General features: G+C 59.6%; 20 protein-coding genes, 2 tRNA genes and 1 pseudogene. 18 read left to right on the top strand and 5 right to left on the bottom strand.

Translation table 11 applies throughout. The features are described from left to right. Positions 1–19 precede the first annotated feature (19 nt). Genes AC1DQM_RS17370 through AC1DQM_RS17355 form a run of 4 tightly spaced genes read left to right on the top strand, consistent with a single transcriptional unit; the run spans position 20 to position 3,364 of the window. On the top strand, positions 20–748 hold the full coding sequence (locus AC1DQM_RS17370) for an ABC transporter permease (protein WP_018926931.1): 729 nt from the start codon (positions 20–22) through the stop codon (positions 746–748). Then, on the top strand, positions 745–1,455 hold the full coding sequence (locus AC1DQM_RS17365; protein WP_018926932.1) for an ABC transporter permease: 711 nt from the start codon (positions 745–747) through the stop codon (positions 1,453–1,455). Before AC1DQM_RS17370 ends, AC1DQM_RS17365 begins: the two co-directional genes overlap by 4 nt. A gap of 12 nt (positions 1,456–1,467) precedes the next feature. Continuing rightward, positions 1,468–2,586, top strand: coding sequence for a succinylglutamate desuccinylase/aspartoacylase family protein (locus AC1DQM_RS17360; RefSeq protein ID WP_305411361.1), 1,119 nt, complete (start codon positions 1,468–1,470; stop codon positions 2,584–2,586). A 13-nt stretch (positions 2,587–2,599) separates the two neighbouring features. After that, complete coding sequence (locus AC1DQM_RS17355) at positions 2,600–3,364, top strand: ABC transporter ATP-binding protein (RefSeq protein WP_007940591.1); 765 nt, start codon at positions 2,600–2,602, stop codon at positions 3,362–3,364. Between the two features lie 52 nt (positions 3,365–3,416). Here the strand turns inward: AC1DQM_RS17355 and AC1DQM_RS17350 are convergent, their stop codons facing one another. Both AC1DQM_RS17350 and dcd read right to left on the bottom strand, forming a co-directional pair. Beyond that, positions 3,417–3,626 carry a hypothetical protein gene (locus AC1DQM_RS17350; protein ID WP_019580966.1) on the bottom strand — a complete coding sequence of 70 codons (210 nt, stop codon included), beginning with the start codon at positions 3,624–3,626 and terminating at the stop codon, positions 3,417–3,419. Between the two features lie 107 nt (positions 3,627–3,733). Further along, on the bottom strand, positions 3,734–4,300 hold the full coding sequence (gene dcd, locus AC1DQM_RS17345; protein ID WP_007904652.1) for a dCTP deaminase: 567 nt from the start codon (positions 4,298–4,300) through the stop codon (positions 3,734–3,736). 354 nt (positions 4,301–4,654) lie between these two features. Between dcd and AC1DQM_RS17340 the strand changes: the two genes are divergently transcribed. Then, a complete protein-coding gene (locus AC1DQM_RS17340) occupies positions 4,655–4,864 on the top strand; it encodes a cold-shock protein (RefSeq protein ID WP_002554837.1) in 210 nt (69 codons plus the stop codon). A gap of 150 nt (positions 4,865–5,014) precedes the next feature. On the opposite strand, the gene AC1DQM_RS17335 is transcribed toward AC1DQM_RS17340, so the two are convergent. Continuing rightward, positions 5,015–6,022 carry a DUF481 domain-containing protein gene (locus tag AC1DQM_RS17335; protein ID WP_111455044.1) on the bottom strand — a complete coding sequence of 336 codons (1,008 nt, stop codon included), beginning with the start codon at positions 6,020–6,022 and terminating at the stop codon, positions 5,015–5,017. 138 nt (positions 6,023–6,160) lie between these two features. On the opposite strand from AC1DQM_RS17335, the gene AC1DQM_RS17330 reads away from it, so the two are divergent. From AC1DQM_RS17330 to AC1DQM_RS17315, 4 genes are all read left to right on the top strand, one after another. Beyond that, positions 6,161–6,541, top strand: coding sequence for an MGMT family protein (locus tag AC1DQM_RS17330; RefSeq protein ID WP_219731186.1), 381 nt, complete (start codon positions 6,161–6,163; stop codon positions 6,539–6,541). Positions 6,542–6,585: 44 nt separating this feature from the next. Beyond that, positions 6,586–8,154 (top strand): AmpG family muropeptide MFS transporter, encoded by a 1,569-nt coding sequence (locus AC1DQM_RS17325; protein WP_018926939.1) that lies wholly within the window; start codon positions 6,586–6,588, stop codon positions 8,152–8,154. 130 nt (positions 8,155–8,284) lie between these two features. After that, entirely contained in the window at positions 8,285–10,000 is a 1,716-nt protein-coding gene (locus AC1DQM_RS17320; protein WP_018926940.1) for a proline--tRNA ligase, read from the top strand. 17 nt (positions 10,001–10,017) lie between these two features. Then, positions 10,018–10,971 (top strand): hypothetical protein, encoded by a 954-nt coding sequence (locus AC1DQM_RS17315; RefSeq protein WP_477746572.1) that lies wholly within the window; start codon positions 10,018–10,020, stop codon positions 10,969–10,971. Between the two features lie 97 nt (positions 10,972–11,068). Here AC1DQM_RS17315 and dinB read toward each other — a convergent pair whose 3' ends face one another. After that, positions 11,069–12,130 carry a DNA polymerase IV gene (gene dinB / locus AC1DQM_RS17310; protein ID WP_477746571.1) on the bottom strand — a complete coding sequence of 354 codons (1,062 nt, stop codon included), beginning with the start codon at positions 12,128–12,130 and terminating at the stop codon, positions 11,069–11,071. Between the two features lie 301 nt (positions 12,131–12,431). On the opposite strand from dinB, the gene AC1DQM_RS17305 reads away from it, so the two are divergent. From AC1DQM_RS17305 to AC1DQM_RS17285, 5 genes and pseudogenes are all read left to right on the top strand, one after another. Then, positions 12,432–12,508 (top strand) — tRNA-Met (locus AC1DQM_RS17305). 221 nt (positions 12,509–12,729) lie between these two features. Beyond that, positions 12,730–12,806: transfer RNA gene (locus AC1DQM_RS17300), tRNA-Met, on the top strand. 278 nt (positions 12,807–13,084) lie between these two features. After that, complete coding sequence (gene mprF / locus AC1DQM_RS17295; protein WP_018926943.1) at positions 13,085–15,727, top strand: bifunctional lysylphosphatidylglycerol flippase/synthetase MprF; 2,643 nt, start codon at positions 13,085–13,087, stop codon at positions 15,725–15,727. Further along, complete coding sequence (locus tag AC1DQM_RS17290; RefSeq protein WP_477746570.1) at positions 15,727–17,022, top strand: virulence factor family protein; 1,296 nt, start codon at positions 15,727–15,729, stop codon at positions 17,020–17,022. Before mprF ends, AC1DQM_RS17290 begins: the two co-directional genes overlap by 1 nt. A gap of 473 nt (positions 17,023–17,495) precedes the next feature. Continuing rightward, positions 17,496–17,823, top strand: a pseudogene (locus AC1DQM_RS17285) (DUF3077 domain-containing protein). Between the two features lie 60 nt (positions 17,824–17,883). On the opposite strand, the gene AC1DQM_RS17280 reads toward AC1DQM_RS17285, so the two are convergent. Further along, positions 17,884–19,785: a potassium transporter Kup gene (locus tag AC1DQM_RS17280; RefSeq protein ID WP_018926945.1), complete on the bottom strand. Its 1,902-nt coding sequence runs from the start codon at positions 19,783–19,785 to the stop codon at positions 17,884–17,886. 290 nt (positions 19,786–20,075) lie between these two features. Here AC1DQM_RS17280 and rimO point away from each other — a divergent pair, with 290 nt between their 5' ends. The 4 genes from rimO (at position 20,076) to AC1DQM_RS17260 (ending at position 23,397) form a co-directional block, all read left to right on the top strand. Then, a complete protein-coding gene (gene rimO, locus AC1DQM_RS17275) occupies positions 20,076–21,413 on the top strand; it encodes a 30S ribosomal protein S12 methylthiotransferase RimO (RefSeq protein ID WP_018926946.1) in 1,338 nt (445 codons plus the stop codon). 125 nt (positions 21,414–21,538) lie between these two features. Beyond that, on the top strand, positions 21,539–22,012 hold the full coding sequence (locus tag AC1DQM_RS17270; protein ID WP_018926947.1) for a GNAT family N-acetyltransferase: 474 nt from the start codon (positions 21,539–21,541) through the stop codon (positions 22,010–22,012). Positions 22,013–22,140: 128 nt separating this feature from the next. After that, the gene (locus AC1DQM_RS17265) at positions 22,141–22,851 is read left to right on the top strand and encodes an rRNA pseudouridine synthase (protein WP_019580978.1); all 711 of its coding nucleotides are present in this window, start codon (positions 22,141–22,143) and stop codon (positions 22,849–22,851) included. 75 nt (positions 22,852–22,926) lie between these two features. Beyond that, positions 22,927–23,397 (top strand): YehS family protein, encoded by a 471-nt coding sequence (locus AC1DQM_RS17260; RefSeq protein ID WP_018926949.1) that lies wholly within the window; start codon positions 22,927–22,929, stop codon positions 23,395–23,397. Positions 23,398–23,468: the final 71 nt, after the last annotated feature.

Below are 23,468 nucleotides of genomic sequence, written 5' to 3'. Positions count from 1 at the left end.
CCGATCAGGTTGCTGATTTATGTTTGAAAACCTATTACAAAACCTGGGGCTCTCAGCCTTCAGCCTTCAGGGCTTCGGTCCGTTGCTGTTGGAAGGCACTTGGATGACCATCAAATTATCGGTGTTGTCGCTGTTGGTGGCCGTGTTGCTCGGCCTGCTGGGCGCCAGTGCCAAGCTGTCAAAAGTCAAACTGCTGCGCGTGCCGGCGCAGATCTACACCACGCTGATTCGCGGGGTACCAGACCTGGTGTTGATGCTGCTGATCTTCTACAGCCTGCAAACCTGGCTGACCTCGTTAACCGACCTCATGGAATGGGAATACATCGAGATCAACCCGTTCAGCGCCGGGGTCATCACCCTGGGCTTCATTTATGGCGCGTACTTCACCGAAACGTTCCGCGGGGCAATCCTCGCCGTGCCACGGGGCCAGGTCGAAGCCGCCACCGCCTATGGCCTCAAACGTGGCCAGCGTTTCCGTTTCGTGGTGTTCCCGCAAATGATGCGCTTCGCCCTGCCGGGCATCGGCAACAACTGGATGGTGATGCTCAAGGCCACCGCGCTGGTCTCGATCATCGGCTTGGCCGACCTGGTCAAGGCGGCGCAGGACGCCGGTAAAAGCACCTATCAACTGTTCTATTTCCTGGTGCTGGCCGCATTGATCTACTTGCTGATCACCAGTGCCTCCAACGTCGTCCTGCGCTGGCTCGAACGCCGCTACGCCGCCGGTGCCCGGGAGGCCGTACGATGATCGAACTCTTGCAGGAATACTGGAAACCCTTCCTTTATACCGACGGCTACAACATCACCGGCCTGGCCATGACCATGTGGCTGCTCAGTGCGTCGATCTTCATCGGCTTTCTGGTGTCGATCCCGCTGTCCATCGCCCGGGTTTCCCCCAAGCTCTACCTGCGCTGGCCGGTGCAGTTCTACACCTATCTGTTTCGGGGTACGCCGCTCTATATTCAGCTGCTGATCTGTTACACCGGCATCTACAGCCTGGCGGCCGTGCGCGCGCAGCCCGTCCTTGATGCGTTCTTTCGCGATGCGATGAACTGCACCATCCTCGCCTTCGCCCTGAACACCTGCGCCTACACCACGGAGATCTTCGCCGGTGCGATTCGCAGCATGAACCACGGTGAAGTCGAAGCGGCCAAAGCCTACGGGCTGACCGGCTGGAAGCTGTACACCTACGTGATCATGCCGTCGGCGCTGCGTCGCTCGCTGCCTTACTACAGCAACGAAGTGATCCTGATGCTGCACTCGACCACCGTGGCGTTCACCGCGACCATCCCGGATGTCCTGAAAGTCGCGCGCGACGCCAACTCGGCGACCTTCCTGACCTTCCAGTCGTTCGGCATCGCCGCGCTGATCTACCTGACCGTTACCTTTGCGCTGGTCGGCCTGTTCCGCCTCGCCGAACGCCGATGGCTGGCCTTCCTCGGGCCGACTCACTAGGACAATTCGTACATGCGCCACCAGATTCATGACCTGCTGGCCCCACTGCCGGGGACCGTGCGACAGATCCACAGCTTTCACTTCGGCCCCCAGGCGGCCAAAGGCAAGATCTACATCCAGTCCTCCCTGCACGCCGATGAACTGCCCGGCATGCTGGTGGCCTGGCACCTCAAACAGCGTCTGGCGGAGCTGGAAGCCGCCGGCCGGCTGCGCAGCGAAATCGTGCTGGTGCCCGTGGCCAACCCGGTCGGCCTGGAACAAGTGTTGATGGACGTTCCATTGGGCCGTTACGAGCTGGAAAGCGGGCAGAACTTCAATCGCTGGTTCGTCGACTTGAGTGAAGAAGTCGGCAACGAGATCGAAGGCCTGCTGGGCGACGATCCACAACGCAACCTCGAACTGATCCGCAGCAGCCTGCGCGACGTATTGGCGCGCCATACCGCCAGCACGCAACTACAATCCCAACGCCTGACCCTGCAACGACTGGCTTGCGATGCGGACATGGTACTGGACCTGCATTGCGATTTCGAAGCCGTCGCACACCTCTACACCACGCCCGAAGCCTGGCCTCAGGTCGAGCCGCTGGCGCGTTACATCGGTGCCGAAGCCAGCCTGTTGGCCACCGACTCTGGTGGCCAGTCATTCGATGAATGCTTCACCCTGCTCTGGTGGCAGTTGAAAGAACGCTTCGGCGAGCATTTCGATATTCCGCTGGGCAGCTTTTCGGTCACCGTCGAATTGCGCGGTCAGGGCGACGTTAATCACCCGTTGGCCAGCCTCGACTGCCAAGCGCTGATCGATTATCTGATTCACTTCGGCGCGATTGCCGGTGAGCCGGCGCCCTTACCGGAACTGCCCTACCCGGCCACGCCGCTGGCCGGCGTCGAACCGGTCGCGACACCCGTGGGCGGACTGCTGGTGTTTACAGTCCTGCCCGGGGAATACCTGGAGGCCGGGCAACTGATCGCCGAAGTCATCGACCCGATCAATGATCGCGTCACCCCTGTTCATTGCACCGTCGCCGGGCTGATGTACGCCCGTTCGCTGCGGCGCATGGCCACTGCCGGCATGGTAATCGCCCACGTCGCGGGCACCGAAGCCTATCGCAGCGGCTATCTACTTTCGCCTTGAGGATGCATGCCCCATGTACAAACTGACCATCGAAGGCCTGCATAAAAGCTATGGCGATCATCAGGTGCTCAAAGGCGTTTCGCTCAAGGCCAAAACCGGCGACGTTATCAGCCTGATCGGCGCCAGCGGCTCGGGCAAAAGCACCTTTTTGCGCTGCATCAACTTTCTAGAGCAACCCAACGACGGCACCATGAGCATGGACGGCCAGAACATCCGCATGGCCAAGGACCGTCACGGAATCCATGTGGCCGACCCCGATGAGCTGCAACGGATCCGCACCCGCCTGGCCATGGTGTTCCAGCACTTCAACCTGTGGAGCCACATGACGGTGCTGGAAAACATCACCATGGCCCCGCGGCGGGTGCTCGGTTGCAGCAAGGCAGAAGCCGAGGACCGTGCCCGACGTTACCTCGACAAGGTTGGCCTGGCGCCGCGTGTGGCGGATCAGTACCCGGCGTTCCTGTCAGGCGGTCAGCAACAACGGGTAGCCATTGCCCGTGCGCTGGCCATGGAACCTGAAGTCATGCTGTTCGACGAACCAACCTCAGCACTCGACCCGGAACTGGTGGGCGAAGTGCTCAAGGTAATTCAGGGCCTGGCCGAGGAAGGCCGGACCATGATCATGGTCACCCATGAAATGAGCTTCGCCCGCAAAGTGTCGAGCCAGGTGCTGTTCCTGCATCAGGGGCTGGTGGAAGAAGAAGGCGCGCCGGAAGACGTGCTGGGCAATCCGAAGAGTGAGCGCTTGAAGCAGTTCTTGAGCGGCAACCTCAAGTAAAACGCCACCTTCCCGTGGGAGCGAGCGATGCTCGCTCCCACAAAAGCGGGTATCAGACCACAGGTGCGGGAGGTGGCTCATCCGGCAGGGTGGGCTCTCCGGGTTCTGTCGGATCTTCATTGGGGGTGTCGGGATCAGGCTGATGGGGGATGCCCCCTGCCATACTGACTGGCGGATGCGCCAACAAGGACCAGGCCAGCACACCAACCTGATTGGGCTCGAGCCTTGCCAGTTCGGCACTTATTCGCGGATCGATCTTCATGAAGCACTCCTGAGCGATGGCCCGATCCGCCTTGCGCGAATCGGAGCAGTACACCCCATAGAGTGTACGCCCGCCCAGGAATTCCAACGGGTTGTCAGACGGTTGACTCAGGTACGCGGCAGGGTCACGCCACGCTGGCCCTGATACTTGCCACCACGGTCCTTGTAGGACACTTCACATTCCTCGTCGGACTCGAGGAACAGCATCTGCGCCACGCCTTCGTTGGCGTAGATCTTCGCCGGCAGGTTGGTGGTGTTCGAGAACTCCAGGGTCACATGGCCTTCCCACTCGGGCTCGAGCGGAGTCACGTTGACGATGATGCCGCAGCGGGCGTAGGTGCTCTTGCCCAGACAGATGGTCAATACGTTGCGCGGAATGCGGAAGTATTCGACGGTACTGGCCAGGGCGAAAGAGTTTGGCGGGATGATGCACACGTCGCTGTGGATGTCGACGAAGCTGCCAGCGTCGAAGTTTTTCGGATCGACGATGGCCGAATTGATGTTGGTGAACACCTTGAAATGATTGGTGCAACGCACATCGTAGCCGTAGCTCGACACACCATAGGAGATCACACGACTGTCGTCACTGCCGCGCACCTGACGTTCCACGAAAGGCTCGATCATGCCGTGCTCTTGCGCCATGCGGCGAATCCACTTGTCCGATTTGATGCTCATGGCGGGTGTCCTGAATAGCGAGGCGGAAAAATTCTGTCCGGCATCTTACCGGGCAGGCGCTCCGGGTTCAAAGTCTGGGAGACAATTCTCGCCGTTCCCCCGTGAATTCCGGGGCCTCACCGCCATGTTATTAACCGTCAGTCATTAAAAAAGAGAAACCTTCGCAAGAACCATTGGCACGTTCCGGAAAAAGGGTTAAGGTGGCGCCACTGTGCTGCTTGTGTCACTGAGAATCTCTACACGATATGTTGAATTTCGATCCAACCATCTACAAGAATTTTTCCTGCTCTTTGCACTCAGTCTCGGCCAGGGTTCTTCCTGAGTCGCAGTTATCTTTGTTCAAGGAGTTACACCATGTCTAATCGCCAAACCGGTACCGTTAAGTGGTTCAACGATGAAAAAGGCTTCGGCTTCATCACTCCACAATCCGGTGACGACCTGTTCGTTCACTTCAAAGCTATCCAATCCGACGGATTCAAAAGCCTGAAAGAAGGCCAACAGGTTTCTTTCATCGCTACCCGCGGTCAGAAAGGCATGCAAGCTGAAGAAGTTCAAGTTATCTAACTTGTACTTGCTTTAGTAAAAGGCCCCGCCCTTAAAAGCGGGGCTTTTTTGTGCCTGTGTGTTTTGTGAGGCAACAAAAAATCGCAGCCTTCGGCGGCACCCACAAGTGCGGAGCTGCCGAAGGCTGCGATCTTTTGATCTTCCAGCGTGTTACCAGGCCACGCCAAACCCTGCGGTATATCGGGTCTTGTTCAGGTCAGCCTCATCGCTGCCGCTGATAATGTCTCTCTCAGCCTTCAGATTCAGCGATGCCCAATCAGTGACTTTGTAGCGCAGACCGACCTCGGCATCGAGGGCGTAATCCGCGACACCCGACAAAGGCTTACCCACCTCACCCTTGGTGAAGAACTCAACCTTTTTGCCGACCAGATAACGGTTGTAGTCCCACTTCATCGCCAAGGAATAGAAATTTTCCTTGCGGCCATTGGAATACTCATAATCGGTGTTATTCAAGAGCGACCCTAGGGAGAAGGCACCCAGTTCGTCATCCCAGAACTGATAACCGGGGCCGGTACCGATGGTGCGCTGCCGGGACAACTCTTCGACCTTGTCGCGCTTGTAATTCAAACGACCTTGCCAGAACCACTTATCGGTAAGGAATCGGTCCAGAGAATACTCGGCACGCCAGTTATCAGTGGTAACGACGCTATCCTGGAACTCGCGGTTGTACTCACCTTCCGCCGTATGACGCCACCGACCATGACGCGCGCTGGTTTTGAAGCCGACGTCATAATCATCGGTATCTTTTTCGGCCCGCCGATAATCCAGGGCCATGTCGACATTACCCTTCCACACCAAATCCTCGACCACCGGCTTGGGCTTGAGCATCTGCTGAATGCTGGCCAACTCCACAGTCTTGGGGCCATCGCCGTTGGCCAGGATGACCTTGCCGTCCTCCGCCGCATGCAGCGACTTGGCCTTCTCGCCAGTGTAAGCATCCTGTTTGACCAACATTTGCTGATCGCTTTCCAGGGTTTTGACCTCTTTCCAGTCAATCGGAACCGCACCGGCATACGGGGTCTGGATCAACAGCTTGCCGCCATCGAAGAGCGTAATCTTGCCGCTCAGCTTGTCACCGTTCTTCAACCAGACCGTATCGGCGAGCAAGGGAGTGGATGCACTGACGACAGCGAGGCACAGTAAGGTTCTGGGCAACATAAGCGAATCAAAAGCTCAACTTTGCGAAAAAAAATCGGCATTATTCTTGGAAATAAGGCCCTGGCAAGGACTGACCCGGCTATTTCTATTGAGTTCATTTCTCAACTGACAATCCAGGATTTACCCTACAGACGGTCAATGCGTATTTTTTTCAGGAACCCGGACGTGACCGACTCAACCGCTGAAACCGAAAGCGCAGCGCAAATCCGACGCACGGCGCTCTACCTGACCCTGGCACAAGTGCCCGAGGGCAAAGTCGTGAGTTACGGTCAGCTCGCCGAACTGGCGGGACTGGGTCGCGCCGCCCGCTGGGTCGGGCGAACATTGAGCCAACTGCCCGGTGACACTAAATTGCCCTGGCATCGCGTGCTGGGTGCCGGCGGTCGGATCAGCCTGCCTGCAGGCAGCCCTTCAGGGGATGAACAGCGGGCCCGATTGCGCATGGAAGGCATCAGTGTTCTGAACAATCGTGTTGATATTCAGCGCCATGGCTGGCGCCCGGTAGAGCACAGCGGTTAGAGTGCGCGCTTTGTTTCCGTAATTCTTGAGGCAGACTCCAGCCCATGCCCCGTAAAACCTGGCGCGCCGCGCTCGCCGCCTATGCCAGCCCCTCGACGCTCGTGCTGTTGCTGCTTGGTTTCGCCGCCGGCCTGCCCTACATGCTGGTGTTTTCGACGCTTTCAGTCTGGCTGCGCGAGGCCGGTGTTGCCCGCGAAACCATCGGCTATGCAAGCCTGATCGGCCTGGCCTACGCCTTTAAATGGGTCTGGTCCCCGCTGCTCGACCAGTGGCGCCTACCCCTGCTCGGCAAGCTGGGCCGACGACGCTCCTGGCTGGTGCTGGCCCAGGCACTGGTGATCCTCGGCCTGATCGGCATGGGTTTCTGCGACCCGCAAAAACACCTGTCCTGGCTGATCGCCATCGCTGTGGTAGTCGCCTTTGCTTCGGCAACGCAAGACATTGCCATCGACGCCTATCGCCTGGAAATCGTCGACGATACCCGCCAGGCTGCACTGGCGGCCAGCTACATGGCCGGTTATCGGGTCGCGGCCCTGCTGGCAACGGCGGGCGCGCTGTTTTTTGCCGAAGGCTTCGGCTCCACCGGTTTCAACTACAAACATGCGGCGTGGACTGGCACCTATCTGCTGTTCGGCATCTTGATGATCCCGGCGCTGCTGACCTCCTTCTTCATGCGCGAACCGCCGGTGCCACTGCGCACTCAGCTTCAGGCCGGACGCTACAGCTTCGTGCACCAGCTGGCGTCGGTGTTCGTGCTGATCGTACTGCTGGTGTCCGTACCGGCCATGTTCACCCAGTTCTACAACACCGACTTCGCCAGCGTGCTATTCAACGGCGTCAGCCTGCTCGACCTGTTGCTCGAAGACCGCGCATTCCTGCGGGCAATCCTCTATACCACGCTCACCGCCCTGTGCTTGTCGGCCATGGGCCGCCGTGGCCTGGCGCCGGTGCTGACGCCGGTCAACGACTTCATTCTGCGTTACCGCTGGCAAGCCCTGCTGCTGCTTGGGCTGATCGCCACCTACCGGATGTCCGATACGGTCATGGGCGTGATGGCCAACGTGTTCTACATCGACCAAGGGTTCACCAAGGATCAGATTGCCAGTGTCAGCAAGATTTTCGGCCTGATCATGACATTGGTCGGCGCCGGTATGGGCGGCCTGCTCATCGTGCGCTTCGGCATTCTGCCCATTCTGTTCATCGGCGGTGCCGCATCGGCGGCCACTAACCTGCTGTTCCTGATGCTCACGGACATGGGCGCCAATCTGCGGATGCTGATCGTCACCATTTCCCTGGACAACTTCAGCTCGGGCCTGGCGACTTCGGCGTTCGTCGCTTACCTGTCGAGCCTGACCAACCTCAAATTCTCCGCGACCCAGTACGCCCTGCTCAGCTCGATCATGCTCTTGTTGCCTCGCCTGATCGGCGGCTATTCAGGGGTCATGGTGGAAAAATTCGGCTACCACAACTTCTTCCTGATCACTGCCCTGCTGGGCGTTCCGACGCTGCTGTTGATCGCCTTGCACTGGTTCCAGGAAAACCGCCGTGCCGGTCCGACCCCGACACCTGAACCGGCTCAGACCCCGGTCACGGAAGAATCGCAGCCTCTTTGATACAGGACGCAGAGGGCGAGCAGATTCTCGCCCTCCAGCCACACAGCCGGCCGCACGCCTGTACGCCAGCAGATCTCGCCCGTACAATGCCCCATTACTTCTCGTTATCAGCAACCGACAACGGCCAACCATGCGCACCAGTCAATTTTTGCTCGCCACACAGAAAGAAACGCCTTCCGACGCGGTCGTCATCAGCCATCAGCTGATGCTGCGCGCCGGCATGATCCGCAAACTCGCCTCGGGCCTGTACACCTGGCTGCCGATGGGCTTGCGAGTGATGCGCAAGGTCGAAGCCATCGTGCGTGAAGAAATGAACGCCGCCGGTTCTCTCGAAGTGTTGATGCCGAGCACTCAACCGGCTGAGCTATGGCAGGAATCGGGTCGCTGGGAAGAATACGGCCCTGAATTGCTGCGTTTCAAGGATCGCCACGGTCGCGACTTCTGCGCCGGCCCGACTCACGAAGAGGTCATCACCGACCTGATGCGCAACGAGTTGAGCAGCTACAAACAGCTGCCGATCAACCTGTATCAGATCCAGACCAAGTTCCGTGACGAAATCCGCCCACGCTTCGGTTTGATGCGTGGCCGCGAATTCATCATGAAGGACGCCTACTCGTTCCACGCCGACCAGGCATCGCTGCAGGTCACCTACGACCGCATGCACCAGGCGTACTGCAACGTGTTCACCCGCCTGGGCCTGAAATTCCGTCCGGTTGAAGCCGACAACGGCTCCATCGGTGGCGCCGGTTCCCACGAGTTCCACGTACTGGCCGAGTCCGGCGAAGACGACATCGTCTTCAGCAACGGTTCCGACTACGCCGCGAACATCGAGAAAGCCGAAGCCGTACCGCGGGAAACCTCTCGTCCACTGCCTGCCGAAGAGCTGCGTCTGGTCGACACGCCGAACGCCAAGACCATTGCGCAACTGGTCGAAGGCTTCAACCTGCCGATCGAAAAAACCATCAAGACCCTGGTGGTGCACGCTGAAGAGAAAGGCAAGCTGATTGCCCTGATCATCCGTGGCGACCACGAACTGAACGAAATCAAGGCCGCCAACCAGCCTGGCGTTGCCAGCCCACTGGTCATGGCTTCCGAAGCCGAACTGCGCGACGCCATTGGCGCCGGCGCCGGTTCCCTCGGCCCGCTGAACCTGCCGCTGCCGATCATCATCGACCGTTCCGTCGAACTGATGAGCGACTTCGGCATCGGTGCCAACATCGACGACAAGCACTACTTTGGCGTGAACTGGGAGCGCGATCTGCCGGTTCCGACCGTTGCCGACCTGCGCAACGTTGTCTCCGGCGACCCAAGCCCTGACGGCAAAGGCACGTTGGAAATCAAGCGCGGCATCGAAGTCGGGCACATCTTCCAGCTGGGCAACAAGTACAGCAAAGCGATGAAGTGCGAAGTGCTGGGCGAGAACGGCAAACCGGTCACCCTGGAAATGGGCTGCTACGGCATTGGTGTATCCCGCGTAGTAGCTGCCGCCATCGAACAGAACAACGACGAGAACGGGATCATCTGGAGCGACGCTCTGGCCCCGTTCCAGATTGCTCTGGTACCGCTGCGCTACGAAACCGAACAGGTTCGCGAAGCCACCGACAAGCTCTACGCAGAACTGACTGCCGCCGGCTTCGACGTGCTGCTGGACGACCGCGACAAGAAAACCAGCCCGGGCATCAAGTTCGCGGACATGGAGCTGATCGGCATTCCACACCGGATCGTGGTCAGTGACCGCGGCCTCGCCGACGGCAATCTGGAATACAAGAGCCGTACCGAAGCCGAGGCGCAAGCGCTGCCGGTTGCTGACGTGCTGTCTTTCCTCCAGGCCCGTATCCGCCGCTGACACCAGATAGAGACGTCATGTTCAAGCGAAACACCTTAGGCCTCGGTGGTGCCGCCCTGTGCGGCACCCTGCTGGTCAGCGGCTGTGCCAATCACATGTCACAACGCAGCGAGCACGAGGAGCGGGTCGAGCGTAAGTTGCTCGATCACAGCCTGCAGATCGATGTCGGCGAGCCCAAAGTGCTGGAGCTGCCGCAACGCCGGGTGAAAATCCACGAGCAGAAGACCTTCGAAGTCACCGAGTTCGAAGTCACACGCCACTATGACCGCTACACGCCTTACCAACCCTGGAGGGAGATCTATGAGATCCCACTGGGGGCGGTGGCCGTAGTGGCCGGCATCGGTGCGAACGTGGTCAACGTGTTCGCCCTCGGTAATCTGCCGGACAGCGTGACGAAGGATTGGCTCAGCTATGGTTTTGCCGGGCTCAACCCGTTCATGAACGTGCAGTCTCACGGTCGCGCGCAGCAGAACCTGGCGAGCATCGACGAAGTCCAGCGTGACAAGCGCACGGAATACTCGAGTCTGCCCTGGAGCGAGCGTCCGGTGCAGGTCAAGGCCGGCAAGGACACGTTCGAGCTGAGCACCGACCGCAACGGTGTGTTGCGCCTGAACCTGCTGGACAGCCCGTTCGCCGAACATGACCTCAATCATCTGGGCAAGCTGCAGATCAGTGTCGAGGACAACAAGGACGATGTGCACACCAACTCGTCACTGGCGATCAGTAACAACTTGCGCGGCAAGCTGCTCGAAGCCCATGGGCTGATTTACGACGATCTCGAAGACGACGAGGTGAGCCAGTGGGTGCACCGGGTCAAGCGCCTGTCGGAACTGGGTCTGGAAGAAGAAGCCAGCGAATTGGAACAGAGCCTGATCGAACTGACCCGCAACGATCCCGAGTTGCAGGCTGAGTTCCTCAAGTCACTGACCAAGGATGCCGGGCGACTGGTGGCGGATCCGGGGCCGAATTAAGGCCTATTAAAAGATCGCAGCCTTCGACGGCTCCTACATTGGATGGAGTACACCCTGTAGGAGCTGCCGAAGGCTGCGATCTTTTGATTTTAAAATCTCACCGCTCAAACAACTCCAACTGTTCGAACCCGCCCCGCAAATCCTCCAGCCTCACCCCAACCCCCAACAACCGCACCGGTTTCCCGCCGCGATTGAAGGCCTGGGTCAACAACAGCTGATAACTCCCCAGATCCCGCCCTGCCCCGGCCTGCTCCAACGTAGTCTGGGTAAAATCGTGGAATTTCACTTTGACGAACGGTTTGCCCGGGCGATAGCTGCTGTCGATCCGCGCCATTCGGCCATTCAGGGACTCCAGCAGCTCCGGCAATTTATCCAGACAACTCACCAGATCCGGCAGGTCCACGTCATAGGTGTTTTCAACGCTGATCGACTGCCGACGACTGTCGTTGTGCACCAACCGCTCATCGATCCCACGGGCCAGGCTCCAGAGTCGCTCGCCGAAGCTGCCGAATTCACGCACCAGCGCCAATTTGTTCCACTCGCGTAATTGCGCGCAATCGATGATGCCGAGCTTGCCCAGTTTGTCAGCGGTCACTTTGCCAACACCGTGCAACTTGCTCACCGGCAAGCCGCTGACAAAGTCGTCCACCTGATCGGGCGTGATCACGAACAAGCCATTGGGCTTCTTCCAGTCGCTGGCGATCTTGGCAAGAAACTTGTTCGGCGCCACGCCGGCCGACACGGTGATGTGCAACTGATTGGACACCCGGCGGCGAATATCCTGGGCAATTCGCGTGGCACTGCCGCCGAAATGCGCACTGTCCGAGACATCGAGGTACGCCTCGTCCAGGGAAAGCGGCTCGATCAGGTCGGTGTAATCGCGAAAGATCGTATGAATTTCCTTCGACGCTTCTCTATAAGCCTCCATGCGCGGCTTGACGATGGTCAGGTCCGGACACAGTTTCAAGGCATGTCCGGAAGACATGGCCGAGCGCACGCCATACGCCCGCGCTTCATAGTTACAGGTAGCAATCACCCCACGCCGATCCGCCGAGCCGCCCACCGCCAAAGGCTTACCGGCCAGGCGCGGGTCGTCACGCATCTCGATGGCGGCATAGAAGCAGTCACAATCGACGTGGATGATTTTTCGCTGCGTCATATAAAAGCGGTGTTCATGGCGAAGAAATGAAGTATCGGCGTGTCGTACCGGCAGTATCTCACTGACACCTGTATATAGCACCAGTAGTCTGAATCTTCTTTTCAAGCGATAGGAAAAGTACCGGAGGAATTTATTTTCTCAATCGAAAGCCACCTACCGATAGAGCCAAAAGCCTTGCCCTGCCTGCGTTTCAGCCCGATCCACACCCCCTGCTTTCACCTAAGCGATTGAACAGGAACAGATTTTACCGAGATTGAAGGTTGACAGCCCGGCGATCCTCTGTAGAATGCCGACACACAGACGCGGGATGGAGCAGTCTGGTAGCTCGTCGGGCTCATAACCCGAAGGTCGTCGGTTCAAATCCGGCTCCCGCAACCAAACATCGAAAAAGGCTACTCGAAAGAGTGGCCTTTTTTGTGCGCGCCTGTTTTATAAAAAATCAGCGTTTCATGCTTTACCGAGCAGAAACGAGAAATCCTTCTGATTCCGAAACTTAGCGTTCCTCGGCGACCGTTCAGCGCTGATTCTGGTTTATTTGACCCATACTTGGATTAACGGTTGACACTACGGCGTTCGCCTGTAGAATGCCGCCACACAGACGCGGGATGGAGCAGTCTGGTAGCTCGTCGGGCTCATAACCCGAAGGTCGTCGGTTCAAATCCGGCTCCCGCAACCAAACATCAAAAAAGGCTACTCGAAAGAGTGGCCTTTTTTGTATCTGTTGAAAAAGTCCTTTCGCAACAATGATCTGTCACTGTGCAGTGAGCCGTTCAGGGTCGCCAGACTGTGAGTTCAGACCTAGGCTGAACCGCAAGGAAAACCCTCGACGACTGGTGATGCGCCATCGCCTATACCCGGTGAGACGCGTTAATATTTGTGATTATTTTTTTCTACAGGGATTGGTAACTTGGCTGGATACCCCCATCCTGTCGCGCACAATCCAAGAGGTGATTGATGCGCGCCAACTCGTCTGATCCACAAGACACCGTCACAGCGACACAACCGATCAAAGCCGAGCGTCTGCGCTTGCTGGATCGAATCAGCAAATACCGTCAACCCATCGGTCTGGCGGTCACTTTGCTGCTGTTCGCCATCGCGCTGATTGCCTGTCGTCACCTGCTGAGCGAACTCGATCTGTACGCGCTGCACGACTCGATCCTGGAAGTGCCGAGACCGGCCTTGCTGGGAGCGTTAGGCGCGACCGTCGTCGGCTTCATCATTCTGCTGGGTTACGAATGGTCGGCCAGCCGTTATGCCGGCGTGACACTGGCGCCGCGAGTCGTGGCGCTGGGGGGCTTCACCGCCTTCGCCATCGGCAATGCCATCGGTCTGTCGCTGCTGTCGGGGGGCTCGGTTCGCTACCGTCTATATGCACGGCATGGCGTGGGGGCTTCGGAAGTCGCGCACATGACGCTGTTTGCCAGCCTCTCGCTCGGCTGCGCCCTCCCGCCCCTGGCCGCCCTCGCCACCCTCAGCAACCTGCCCGCCGCCTCGCTGGCCCTGGGTTTCTCCGAGACGTTGCTGGGTGCGATTGCAGGGGCCGTGCTGCTGCTCGCCACGGTCCTGGCGATCGGTATCTACCGCCGTCGCTTGCCGGAACAGCCTTACCCGGACAACCTGCTGGTCAAGGTCGGCCGCCGCACCTTGCGCCTGCCGGGCCGCCGCCTGACCTTCCTGCAACTGGTCATCACCGCCCTGGACGTGGCCGCCGCCGCGACAGTGCTCTATCTGTTGCTGCCCGAAGCGCCACCCTTCGGTGCGTTCCTGCTGGTCTATCTATTGGCCCTGGCCGCTGGCGTGCTCAGCCATGTACCCGGCGGTGTCGGGGTGTTCGAAGCGATTTTGCTGGCGGCCTTCGCCGACAAGCTCGGTGCCGCGCCACTGGCTGCCGCCCTGCTGCTCTACCGCCTGATCTACGTGATCTTGCCGCTGCTGGTGGCTTGCGTACTGCTGCTGATCAACGAGGGCCAGCGCCTGTTTCAGACACGCCAGACGCTACGCGCCGCCTCAGGCCTGGCCGCGCCGATTCTGGCGGTGCTGGTGTTCCTGTCCGGCGTGGTGTTGCTGTTCTCTGGCGTAACGCCGGAGATCGATACGCGCCTTGAACACATCGGCTTTCTGATCCCGCATCGACTGGTCGACGCCTCGCACTTCGGCGCCAGCCTGGTGGGCGTGCTCTGCCTGCTGCTGGCTCAGGGCTTGCGTCGCCGCCTGTCGGCCGCGTGGATGCTGACCACCATTCTGTTGTTGGTCGGCGCCGTGCTCTCTCTGCTCAAAGGCTTCGATTGGGAAGAAGCCAGCCTGATGACCCTGACAGCAAGTTTGCTGGGGGTTTTCCGGCGTTCGTTCTACCGCCCCAGCCGCCTGACCGAGCTGCCGTTTTCGCCGCTGTATCTGGTGTCGAGTCTTTGCGTACTCGGCGCATCGATCTGGTTGCTGCTGTTCGCCTATCAGGACGTTCCGTACAGCCATCAACTCTGGTGGCAGTTCACCCTCGACGCCGACGCCCCGCGAGGCTTGCGCTCGTTGCTGGGTGCCGCGGTGCTGCTGGTGGTGGTATCCCTGACGTGGCTGCTGCGTACCGCGCGTCCGATAATCCACCTGCCAACCTCCGATGAACTGGAGCGCGCGGCTAATATCCTCATGGCCTCGTCCCAACCGGATGGCGGCCTGGCCCTGACCGGTGACAAGGCGCTGCTGTTCCACCCCAACGACGAGGCGTTCCTGATGTACGCCCGCCGTGGCCGCAGCCTGGTAGCGCTGTATGACCCGATCGGCCCGACCCAGCAACGGGCGGAAATGATCTGGCAGTTCCGTGACCTGTGCGATATCCACCACGCCCGCCCTGTGTTTTATCAAGTGCGTGCCGAGAACCTGCCGTACTACATGGACATCGGCCTGACTGCGATCAAGCTCGGCGAAGAAGCCCGGGTCGACCTCAAGCGTTTCGATCTCGAAGCCAAAGGCAAAGAGATGAAGGACCTGCGCTACACCTGGAACCGTGGCACCCGTGACGGCCTGTCGCTGGAGATCCATGAGCCGGGGCAAGCGCCAATGGACGAGCTCAAGGTGATTTCCGATGCCTGGCTGACCGGCAAGAATGTGCGCGAGAAAGGCTTCTCGCTCGGGCGTTTCAGCGATGACTACCTCAAGCACTTCCGTGTCGCGGTGATTCGTTTCGAAGGGCGCCCGGTGGCGTTCGCCAACCTGCTCGAGACTTACGGTCATGAACTGGCCAGCCTCGACCTGATGCGCGCGCACCCGGACGCCCCGAAGCTGACCATGGAGTTCATGATGGTCGGCCTGATTCAACATTATAAAAATCATGGATACGCGCGTTTCAGCCTGGGCATGGTGCCATTGTCGGGGTTGCAACCCCGGCGTGGCGCACCACTGACCCAGCGCTTGGGCTCGATGGTGTTCCGCCGTGGTGAGCAGCTGTATAACTTCCAAGGTTTGCGCCGCTTCAAAGACAAGTTCCAGCCTGACTGGGAACCCCGTTATATGGCCGTGCCCGCCGGACTCGATCCGCTGGTGGCCCTGGCCGACACTGCCGCCCTGATTGCGGGCGGCTTGACTGGATTGGTGAAACGCTGATGATTCAACGCTCCCTGCGGTACGTACTGGCCACACTGGTAGTGCTGGCCCTGATTGTCGGTAGCGGTTACTGGTACCTGAAACGCCCGGCACCCGAACCGACCCTCGAACTGCTGACGCCAGCCGATGGCGCCGCGATGACCCGCGTCATCCCCGGCACCACGCCGCGCGCGCAGGTGCTGGTGGCGGTCAATGAAGAGCAGAAGCTCAGCGATAAACAATTGATGACCCTGAGCCGCAGCGGCTCGGCGCAGATCGTCCAGGTGATCCTGCCCAAGGACTGCATCCAGCAAAGTCGGGCCCTGCAAGCAGGCCTCAGAGAACTCAAAGGCCCGGCAACCCTGGTCAGCGGCATCGGCCCTGGCGCCGTGCTGGCGTGGCGCTGGCTGGCCGAGCAGAAGAACGACAAGGCCCAGGCCATTTCGGTTGACCTGGCCCTGGAAAAACCCGGTTGCACGCACCTGCTGCCAAAAAGCGCCGCCCACGGTCACTGGCTGGTGGCCTGGAACGACAACCCGGACGACACCAGCGCCGGCTTCGTGCGTGACCAGCCCAACGCCGAAACCAGCATCAGCGACTACGACATCAACCTGCCGCAAGTGCTGAACAACGAACTGCGCAAAACCCTCGTCGGTGGCGATAAAGCCGCTGGCGGCCTGCAGATTCCAGTGGTCGAAGTGCCGGCCGGCCAGGCCAAGGACACCGTCACCCTGTTCCTCTCCGGCGACGGCGGCTGGCGCGACCTGGACCGCGACGTGGCCGGCGAGATGGCCAAGATCGGCTACCCAGTGGTCGGCATCGACACCCTGCGCTACTACTGGCAGCACAAGAGCCCGGAACAAAGCGCCCTGGACCTGACCGAACTGATGCAGCACTACCGGCAGAAATGGGGCACCAAGCGCTTCATCCTGACCGGCTACTCATTCGGCGCCGACGTTCTGCCAGCCATCTACAACCGTCTGCCGGAAGCCGAACAGCAGCGGGTCGACGCAATCATCCTGCTGGCCTTCGCCCGCACCGGCAGCTTCGAGATCGAAGTCGAAGGCTGGCTCGGCAACGCCGGCAAAGAAGCCGCCACCGGCCCGGAAATGGCCAAGCTGCCGCCGGCTAAAGTGGTGTGCATCTACGGAGAGGAAGAAGTCGACGAGAGCGGCTGCACCGACAAGACCGCCGTGGGCGAAGCGATGAAACTGCCTGGCGGCCATCACTTCGACGAGAACTACCCGGCGTTGGCCCAGCGGTTGGTGGATGCGATCGTGAAGCGTCAAACGAAGGAGACGGCGGCTCAGGAGTGATCTGAGTCCCCGTACACAAAAAAGCCCCCGACACCTTATGGTTGCGGGGGCTTTTTCATTAGCACGCAATTTAACCGCACCACAGGGGGCTGCGCTGAACTCAGATAAATGGGGACATGTTTAGTCTCGTTTACAGAAGGTGTCACAATATCGGATGACGCCCGCAGACCTTGTAGGCAAACTCCGAATCTTTCTTTTTGGGCACTTTGCCGTCTTGTTGCGTTTTTCTTCGACGGGATACTCTCGGACGTCGCTGACCATTCAGCGATCGGGCTTGGAAACCCGTCGGATACTAGCCGCAACAGCGCCCCTTCATGATTGCATGCGTTTTTTGTGATCATGAGTTATGGCAGCTGTGCGTGGGACGCCCTCGGGCGTGCCGGTTTCCTAGTTCCCGGTTTCCAACCTGCGTACAGCTGTCACCCATTCGCTTGGAAACGAATGAGTCAGCTCCTCAACTAGGATTTTTGACTATGACTAAAATTGATGTTTCCGCGATTTCAGAACTAAAAACCCTCGGCTTCACCCCTCTCATCTACTGCTCGGATCAGGCGCTATTCAACGTCCGCGCCGGCGTCCCCATTGTTGATGCCTTGTCACAAGCCTCCGACCTGCTGTTCCTCGTCAGATCATTTACCGAGGATGCAGCCTACGCAAAAAGACACCGACCGCCACGCCTGGGCCGCGCATTACCTGACGGCGATGAGTAAGGCGGTGATTGATGATGTGGTGAAGGTGCTGACACCGCGACCCGCCCGAACAAAGACCGAATCTGAAGAAGAGTTGCCTGAAAGCAAGTAAAGGCACAGACACAAAAAAGCCCCCGCTACCTTCATGGCAACGGGGGCTTTTTCATGGGGCTTACATCTCGACCTGGGTACCTAGTTCAATCACCCGGTTCAGCGGCAGATTGAAGAAACGCAGGTTGCCATTGGCGTTTTTCAGCATGAAGGCGAACAACGCCTCGCGCCAGCGGGCCATGCCTTCGAGCTTGGAGGCGATGACCGTCTCGCGGCTGAGGAAGTACGTGGTGCGCATCGGGCTGAAGTCCAGGTTATCGAGATGACACAGCTTCAGTGCTTGCGGCACGTCCGGCTCGTCGGTGAAACCGAAGTGCAGGATGACCCTGAAGAAGCCTTCGCCGTAAGAATCGACCTCGAAACGTCGTTGCGGCGGGACGCGCGGGATGTCTTCGTACACCACTGTCAGCAACACCACTTGCTCGTGCAGCACCTGGTTATGCAGCAGATTGTGCAACAGCGCGTGGGGCACGGCATCCGGGCGAGCGGTAAGGAACACAGCGGTGCCCTGGACCCGATGTGGCGGTTGCACACGGATACTGCTGATGAAGATCGGCAGCGGCAGCCCGCCTTCGTCCAGGCGATCCACCAGCAGTTGCTTGCCGCGTTTCCAGGTGGTCATCAGGACGAACAGTGCGATACCGGCGATCACCGGGAACGCGCCACCCTGAACGATTTTTGGCACGTTGGCGGCGAAGTACAGACCGTCCACCAACAGAAAGCCGAGCAACACCGGGACCGCAAGAACCGGTGGCCACTTCCACAGCAGCAGCATCACCGCCGACACCAGAATCGTGGTCATCAACATGGTCCCGGTCACCGCCACGCCGTAGGCCGAGGCCAGGGCGCCGGAGGACTCGAAGCCCAGTACCAGCAGGATCACGCCGACCATCAGCGCCCAGTTCACCGCGCCGATATAAATCTGCCCTTGTTCGGCACTGGAGGTGTGCTGAATGCGCATGCGCGGAATGTAGCCGAGCTGGATCGCCTGGCGGGTCAGGGAGAATGCACCGGAGATGACCGCTTGCGAGGCAATCACCGTGGCCATGGTCGACAACGCGACCAACGGGATCAGCGCCCAGCTTGGCGCCAGCAGATAGAACGGGTTGCGGGCCGCTTCCGGATCACCGAGCAGCAATGCGCCCTGACCGAAGTAGTTCAGCACCAGTGCGGGCAACACCAGGATGAACCAGGCCCGAGCGATCGGCTTGCGCCCGAAGTGGCCCATGTCCGCGTACAGCGCCTCGGCACCGGTCAACGCCAGCACCACGGCACCAAGAATCGTGATCCCCATGCCTGGATGGTCCATGAAGAAGCGTACGCCCCACACCGGGTTTATCGCCTGCAACACTTCCGGGTGTTGGTTGATGCCGTACACGCCCAGCGCGCCGAGTACCAGAAACCAGGTAACCATGATCGGCCCGAATAGAATGCCGATCCGCGCCGTGCCGTGACGTTGAATCAGAAACAGCGCCACCAGCACGATCAAGGACAACGGCACCACCCAATGGTCAATGCCTTCGAACGCCAGCCCCAGCCCTTCGATCGCCGAAAGAACGGAAATCGCCGGGGTGATCATGCTGTCGCCGTAGAACAGCGCCGTGCCGATCAGCCCGCAGACTACCAGCAACGTGCGCAATTTTGCATGCCCCCCCGCCGCTCGTCGTGCCAGCGCGGTCAAGGCCATGATTCCGCCCTCGCCCTGGTTGTCGGCACGCAGCACGAACATCATGTATTTGATCGACACGACCCAGATCAGCGACCAGAAGATCAGCGCCAGAATGCCCAGCACGCCGTCATGGTTGACGGGCACGCCATAGCCACCGGAAAACACTTCTTTGAGGGTGTACAACGGGCTCGTGCCGATGTCGCCATAAACCACTCCGACCGCCGCAACCAGCATGCTGATCGGCTTCGCCGCCGAATGTCCGCCGGCTATCGCCTGACTACTTGCCTGCCCCATCCATCACTCCTACTACTCAGATCCGGGCTTCTTCAAAGAAGCACTATGATTTGTGGTGCAGCATGCACTGTTTTACTTGTTGTTACAGACGATTTATTGACTGTAAAAAATCGGTAAAGCGTAAAGGCGCGAAGCATAGCGCAGCACTCGTCGTATTTCCCTGCATAAAGCTGGTCAAGTGCGCCGCCCATCGTTAGAATTGCGCACTTTTTGACCAGAGGGTGCAACATAGCGCCCGTCTGTCGCCTTGCCGTCATCGGCTGGAGGCGTCACAAATACCGAGGTTAGACATGTCCACCACTCCTGCGCCGGCCAATCCAAAGGTTGGCTTCGTATCCCTGGGTTGCCCGAAAGCACTGGTCGACTCCGAGCGCATCCTTACCCAGCTGCGCATGGAAGGCTATGACGTTGTGTCCACTTATCAGGACGCCGACGTCGTGGTGGTCAATACCTGCGGCTTCATCGACTCGGCCAAGGCTGAGTCCCTGGAAGTGATCGGCGAAGCCATCAAGGAAAACGGCAAGGTCATCGTGACCGGCTGCATGGGCGTCGAAGAAGGCAATATCCGTAACGTGCACCCGAGTGTGCTGGCCGTGACCGGTCCGCAGCAGTACGAGCAAGTGGTCAACGCCGTGCACGACGTCGTGCCGCCGCGTCAGGATCACAACCCGCTGATCGACCTGGTGCCGCCGCAAGGGATCAAACTGACCCCGCGCCACTACGCCTACCTGAAGATTTCCGAAGGCTGCAACCACAGCTGCAGCTTCTGCATCATCCCGTCGATGCGCGGCAAACTGGTCAGCCGCCCGGTCGGTGACGTGCTCGACGAGGCCCAGCGCCTGGTCAAGTCCGGCGTCAAAGAGCTGCTGGTGATTTCCCAGGACACCAGCGCCTATGGCGTCGACGTGAAATACCGCACCGGTTTCTGGAACGGCGCGCCGGTGAAAACCCGCATGACCGAACTCTGCGAAGCCCTGAGCACCCTCGGTGTCTGGGTGCGCCTGCACTACGTTTACCCGTACCCGCACGTCGACGAGCTGATCCCGCTGATGGCCGCCGGGAAAATCCTGCCGTACCTGGACATCCCGTTCCAGCACGCCAGCCCGAAAGTCCTCAAAGCCATGAAACGCCCGGCTTTCGAAGACAAGACCCTGGCCCGCATCAAGAACTGGCGCGAAATCTGCCCGGACCTGATCATCCGTTCGACCTTCATCGTCGGCTTCCCCGGCGAAACCGAAGAAGACTTCCAGTACCTGCTGAACTGGCTGACCGAAGCCCAGCTGGACCGCGTCGGCTGCTTCCAGTACTCGCCGGTCGAAGGCGCACCGGCCAACGATCTGGACCTGGAGATCGTTCCGGACGACGTCAAGCAAGACCGCTGGGATCGCTTCATGGCGCACCAGCAGGCCATCAGCTCGGCACGCCTGCAAATGCGCATCGGCCGTGAGATCGAAGTGCTGGTGGACGAAGTCGACGAGCAAGGCGCGGTTGGCCGCTGCTTCTTCGATGCCCCGGAAATCGACGGCAACGTGTTCATCGACAACGGCAGCAACCTGAAGCCGGGCGACAAGGTCTGGTGCAAAGTGACTGACGCCGACGAATACGACCTGTGGGCTGAACAGATCTAAACGCAAAAAATACGAAAAGCCCTGCTCTCTTGACGAGATGCGGGGCTTTTTTACGTCTATCGTTTTGTGGGAGAAAAAACTCGCAGCCTTACGGGAACGGCTCTTAACAGAAGGAGCAAGCGGCCATGCGCCAACATTCGGTCATTTACACACCGAAACAGAGCGACTACGAAGAACTCACCCGCGTGTGGGAGGCCTCGGTGCGCGCTACCCATGACTTTCTGCCCGACAGCTACATCGAACTGCTGAAGAACCTGGTCCTGACCCGCTACCTCGACGCCGTCATGCTGATCTGCACCAAAGACTCGCGCCAGCGCATCACCGGGTTCGCCGGCGTGGCGGCGGGCAAGATCGAAATGCTGTTCATCGATCCGGATCACCGTGGCCAAGGCCTGGGCAAGCAATTACTGCGCTATGCCCTGGAACACCTGAACGCCGATGAGCTGGACGTCAACGAGCAGAACCCACAGGCCCTGGGTTTTTACTTCAAGCAGGGCTTCGAGGTGATTGGTCGTTCGGAGCATGACGGTATGGGCCAGCCTTACCCGTTGCTGCACATGCGTTTGCGCCAGGGCCAGCAACTGGCGCGCAATGGCTGACACACCATGGCGCCATGTGGGAACGGGCTTGCTCGCTCCCACATTAAAAACACATGAGGCAAATGGACCCGCGATTAACCGGCGCCAGGCAGGTACAATGCCCACCCCTTTTTTGTTACGGCCCTGTCATGACTGACCCGATTCGTCTCTCCAAACGCCTCATCGAACTCGTCGGCTGCTCCCGTCGGGAGGCTGAGCTGTTCATCGAGGGCGGCTGGGTCACCGTCGACGGTGAAGTCATCGACGAGCCGCAGTTCAAGGTGGACACCCAGAAAGTCGAGCTCGACCCAGAGGCCAAGGCCACTGCGCCGGAGCCGGTGACCATCCTGATGAACGTCCCGGCGGGCATGGACGCGGACAGCGCCATGGCGACCCTCAGCGCCGCGACCCTGAGCGAAGAACACCGCTACGGCAAACGTCCGCTCAAGGGTCACTTTCTGCGCCTGACCGCCAGCGCCGACCTGCAGGCCAACGCCAGCGGTCTGCTGGTGTTCACCCAGGACTGGAAGATTCTGCGCAAACTCACCGCCGATGCCAGCAAGATCGAGCAGGAATATGTGGTCGAGGTCGAAGGCGACATGGTGGCTCACGGCCTCAACCGCCTGAACCACGGCCTGACGTACAAGGGCAAGGAACTGCCGCCGGTCAAGGCCAGCTGGCAGAACGAAAACCGTCTGCGCTTTGCCATGAAAAACCCACAACCGGGTGTGATCGCCCTGTTCTGCCAGGCCGTCGGCCTCAAGGTCGTCGCCATCCGCCGCATCCGCATCGGCGGTGTGTCCATCGGCAAAGTGCCGTTGGGGCAATGGCGCTACCTGTCCGGCAAAGAGAAGTTCTAAGGCTTTTCCCGCCGCCATACATTTCGGCGTCGCAGCTTCATGCGGCGCCCACAGCGAAATATCAGGACTGCACACATGATTCATAACGACGTACTGCGCAGCGTGCGCTACATGCTCGACATCAGCGACAAGAAAGTCATCGAGATCATCAAGCTCGGCGGCATGGACGTCACTCTGGAAGACCTGGTGACATACCTCGACAAGAAAGAAGAAGACGAGGAAGGTTTCGTACGCTGCCCGGACGAAGTCATGGCGCATTTCCTCGATGGCCTGGTGATCTTCAAGCGTGGCAAGGACGAAAGCCGTCCGCCGCAGCCGATCGAAGTGCCGGTGACCAACAACATCATCCTGAAGAAGTTGCGCGTCGCCTTCGAACTGAAGGAAGACGACATGCACGCCATCCTCAAGGCCGCCGAGTTCCCGGTGTCCAAGCCTGAGCTGAGCGCGCTGTTCCGCAAGTTCGGCCACACTAACTACCGCCCGTGCGGCGATCAATTGCTGCGCAACTTCCTCAAGGGCCTGACCCTGCGCGTGCGCCCGCAGTAAATCGCGCCGCGCGCCCTGTAGGAGCCGGCTAGCTGGCGATGGCGATCTTGAGAACGCCATCGCCAGCAAGC

The organism is Pseudomonas sp. 01L34 (assembly GCF_056400265.1).
The sequence above is the reverse complement of the archived record's forward strand: the minus strand, read 5'-3'. Positions and strand labels throughout refer to the sequence as shown.

Bases quoted from the DNA above. Each gene is read 5' to 3' on its own strand.
- AC1DQM_RS17370 (WP_018926931.1), top strand. From the start codon at position 20: ATGTTTGAAAACCTATTACAAAACCTGGGGCTCTCAGCCTTCAGCCTT.
- AC1DQM_RS17365 (WP_018926932.1), top strand. From the start codon at position 745: ATGATCGAACTCTTGCAGGAATACTGGAAACCCTTCCTTTATACCGAC.
- AC1DQM_RS17360 (WP_305411361.1), top strand. From the start codon at position 1,468: ATGCGCCACCAGATTCATGACCTGCTGGCCCCACTGCCGGGGACCGTG.
- AC1DQM_RS17355 (WP_007940591.1), top strand. From the start codon at position 2,600: ATGTACAAACTGACCATCGAAGGCCTGCATAAAAGCTATGGCGATCAT.
- AC1DQM_RS17350 (WP_019580966.1), bottom strand. From the start codon at position 3,626: ATGAAGATCGATCCGCGAATAAGTGCCGAACTGGCAAGGCTCGAGCCC.
- dcd (WP_007904652.1), bottom strand. From the start codon at position 4,300: ATGAGCATCAAATCGGACAAGTGGATTCGCCGCATGGCGCAAGAGCAC.
- AC1DQM_RS17340 (WP_002554837.1), top strand. From the start codon at position 4,655: ATGTCTAATCGCCAAACCGGTACCGTTAAGTGGTTCAACGATGAAAAA.
- AC1DQM_RS17335 (WP_111455044.1), bottom strand. From the start codon at position 6,022: ATGTTGCCCAGAACCTTACTGTGCCTCGCTGTCGTCAGTGCATCCACT.
- AC1DQM_RS17330 (WP_219731186.1), top strand. From the start codon at position 6,161: ATGCGTATTTTTTTCAGGAACCCGGACGTGACCGACTCAACCGCTGAA.
- AC1DQM_RS17325 (WP_018926939.1), top strand. From the start codon at position 6,586: ATGCCCCGTAAAACCTGGCGCGCCGCGCTCGCCGCCTATGCCAGCCCC.
- AC1DQM_RS17320 (WP_018926940.1), top strand. From the start codon at position 8,285: ATGCGCACCAGTCAATTTTTGCTCGCCACACAGAAAGAAACGCCTTCC.
- AC1DQM_RS17315 (WP_477746572.1), top strand. From the start codon at position 10,018: ATGTTCAAGCGAAACACCTTAGGCCTCGGTGGTGCCGCCCTGTGCGGC.
- dinB (WP_477746571.1), bottom strand. From the start codon at position 12,130: ATGACGCAGCGAAAAATCATCCACGTCGATTGTGACTGCTTCTATGCC.
- mprF (WP_018926943.1), top strand. From the start codon at position 13,085: ATGCGCGCCAACTCGTCTGATCCACAAGACACCGTCACAGCGACACAA.
- AC1DQM_RS17290 (WP_477746570.1), top strand. From the start codon at position 15,727: ATGATTCAACGCTCCCTGCGGTACGTACTGGCCACACTGGTAGTGCTG.
- AC1DQM_RS17280 (WP_018926945.1), bottom strand. From the start codon at position 19,785: ATGGGGCAGGCAAGTAGTCAGGCGATAGCCGGCGGACATTCGGCGGCG.
- rimO (WP_018926946.1), top strand. From the start codon at position 20,076: ATGTCCACCACTCCTGCGCCGGCCAATCCAAAGGTTGGCTTCGTATCC.
- AC1DQM_RS17270 (WP_018926947.1), top strand. From the start codon at position 21,539: ATGCGCCAACATTCGGTCATTTACACACCGAAACAGAGCGACTACGAA.
- AC1DQM_RS17265 (WP_019580978.1), top strand. From the start codon at position 22,141: ATGACTGACCCGATTCGTCTCTCCAAACGCCTCATCGAACTCGTCGGC.
- AC1DQM_RS17260 (WP_018926949.1), top strand. From the start codon at position 22,927: ATGATTCATAACGACGTACTGCGCAGCGTGCGCTACATGCTCGACATC.